Genomic DNA, 2,808 nt, shown 5'->3' on the forward strand with positions numbered 1-2,808 from the left:
CATCAAGTGCCCAGGGAGATCTCATCTTGAGGGAGGCTTCCCGCTTAGATGCTTTCAGCGGTTATCCCGTCCGAACGTAGCTACCCGGCAATGCCACTGGCGTGACAACCGGAACACCAGAGGTTCGTCCACTCCGGTCCTCTCGTACTAGGAGCAGCTCCTCTCAAATCTCCAACGCCCACGGCAGATAGGGACCGAACTGTCTCACGACGTTCTAAACCCAGCTCGCGTACCTCTTTAAATGGCGAACAGCCATACCCTTGGGACCGGCTTCAGCCCCAGGATGAGATGAGCCGACATCGAGGTGCCAAACACCGCCGTCGATATGAACTCTTGGGCGGTATCAGCCTGTTATCCCCGGAGTACCTTTTATCCGTTGAGCGATGGCCCTTCCATACAGAACCACCGGATCACTAAGACCTACTTTCGTACCTGCTCGACTTGTGGGTCTCGCAGTCAAGCACCCTTGTGCCTTTGCACTCACCGCACGATGTCCGACCGTGCTGAGGGTACCTTTGTGCTCCTCCGTTACTCTTTGGGAGGAGACCGCCCCAGTCAAACTACCCACCACACATTGTCCCTGGCCCGGATAACGGACCTAGGTTAGAACCCCAAACATGCCAGGCTGGTATTTCAAGGTTGGCTCCACCGCAACTGGCGTCACGGTTTCAATGCCTCCCAGCTATCCTACACAAGCAGGTTCAGAGTCCCATGCGAAGCTATAGTAAAGGTTCACGGGGTCTTTCCGTCTAGCCGCGGGTACACAGCATCTTCACTGCGATTTCGATTTCACTGAGTCTCGGGTGGAGACAGCGCCCCCATCATTACGCCATTCGTGCAGGTCGGAACTTACCCGACAAGGAATTTCGCTACCTTAGGACCGTTATAGTTACGGCCGCCGTTTACCGGGGCTTCGATCAAGAGCTTCGCCCGAGGGCTGACCCCATCAATTAACCTTCCGGCACCGGGCAGGCGTCACACCCTATACGTCCACTTTCGTGTTTGCAGAGTGCTATGTTTTTAATAAACAGTTGCAGGGGCCTTTTCACTGCGGCCGACAAAAGCTTACGGGGCGAACCCTTCACCTTCACCGGCGTACCTTCTCCCGAAGTTACGGTACAATTTTGCCTAGTTCCTTCACCCGAGTTCTCTCAAGCGCCTTAGAATACTCATCCCAACCACCTGTGTCGGTTTGGGGTACGGTTCCTCGTAACCTGAAGCTTAGAAGTTTTTCCTGGAAGCATGGCATCAACCACTTCCCGGTCACAAAGGACCAGTAGTCTCAGCTCTCAGCCTTAGGATCCCGGATTTGCCTAAGATCCCAGCCTACAGCCTTTCCCCGGGACAACCAACGCCCGGTAGGCATAGCCTTCTCCGTCTCTCCATCGCAGTTACGAGAAGTACGGGAATATTAACCCGTTTCCCATCGGCTACGCTCTTCAGCCTCGCCTTAGGGGCCGACTCACCCTGCGCCGATTAGCGTTGCGCAGGAAACCTTGGTCTTTCGGCGTGGAGGTTTTTCACCCCCATTATCGTTACTCACGTCAGCATTCGCACTTCTGATACCTCCAGCATGCTTCTCAACACACCTTCAACGGCTTACAGAACGCTCCCCTACCCCGCACACATAAGTGTGCAGCCGCAGCTTCGGTATCCAGTTTGAGCCCCGTTAAATCTTCCGCGCAGGCCGACTCGACCAGTGAGCTGTTACGCTTTCTTTAAAGGATGGCTGCTTCTAAGCCAACCTCCTGGCTGTCTAAGCCTTCCCACATCGTTTCCCACTTAACTGGATTTAGGGACCTTAGCTGGCGGTCTGGGTTGTTTCCCTTTCCACGACGAACGTTAGCACCCGCCGTGTGTCTCCCGGATAGTACTCACTGGTATTCGGAGTTTGCATCGGGTTGGTAAGCCGGGATGGCCCCCTAGCCGAAACAGTGCTCTACCCCCAGTGGTATAAGTCCGAGGCGCTACCTAAATAGCTTTCGGGGAGAACCAGCTATCTCCGAGCTTGATTAGCCTTTCACTCCGACCCACAGCTCATCCCAGCATTTTTCAACATACTTGGGTTCGGTCCTCCAGTGCGTGTTACCGCACCTTCAACCTGGCCATGGGTAGATCGCCCGGTTTCGGGTCTAATCCCAGCAACTAAACGCCCTATTAAGACTCGGTTTCCCTACGGCTCCCCTATACGGTTAACCTCGCTACTGAAATTAAGTCGCTGACCCATTATACAAAAGGTACGCCGTCACCCTAAAAGGGCTCCGACTGCTTGTACGTGCACGGTTTCAGGTTCTATTTCACTCCCCTCTCCGGGGTTCTTTTCGCCTTTCCCTCACGGTACTGGTTCACTATCGGTCAGCCAGGAGTATTTAGCCTTGGAGGATGGTCCCCCCATCTTCAGTCAAGATAACACGTGTCCCGACCTACTCGTTTTCACTTCAAATCACCTTTCGCATACGGGGCTTTCACCCACTATGGCCGGCCTTTCCAGAACCGTTCTGCTAAATGACAAGAAGCTTAAGGGCTAATCCCCGTTCGCTCGCCGCTACTGAGGGAATCTCAATTGATTTCTGTTCCTACGGGTACTTAGATGTTTCAGTTCCCCGCGTTCGCCTCTAAGGACCTATGTATTCAGTCCAAAGATACCTGCCTTACAGCAGGTGGGTTGCCCCATTCGGAAATTCCCGGATCAAAGGTTGTTTGCTACCTCCCCGAGACTTATCGCAAGCTACAACGTCCTTCATCGCCTCTGGCTGCCAAGGCATCCACCGTGCACGCTTCGTCACTTGACCATATAACCCAAAACAG

1 rRNA gene is annotated in these 2,808 nt (G+C 53.9%); it reads right to left on the reverse strand.

Features of this window, described 5'->3' with window-relative positions:
* A 23S ribosomal RNA gene (locus MU846_RS14415) occupies window positions 1-2,792 on the reverse strand; the annotation flags it as partial.
* Between the last annotated feature and the right edge of the window lie 16 nt (window positions 2,793-2,808).

The organism is Alcanivorax quisquiliarum (genome assembly GCF_023051175.1).
Lineage (GTDB): Bacteria > Pseudomonadota > Gammaproteobacteria > Pseudomonadales > Alcanivoracaceae > Isoalcanivorax > Isoalcanivorax quisquiliarum.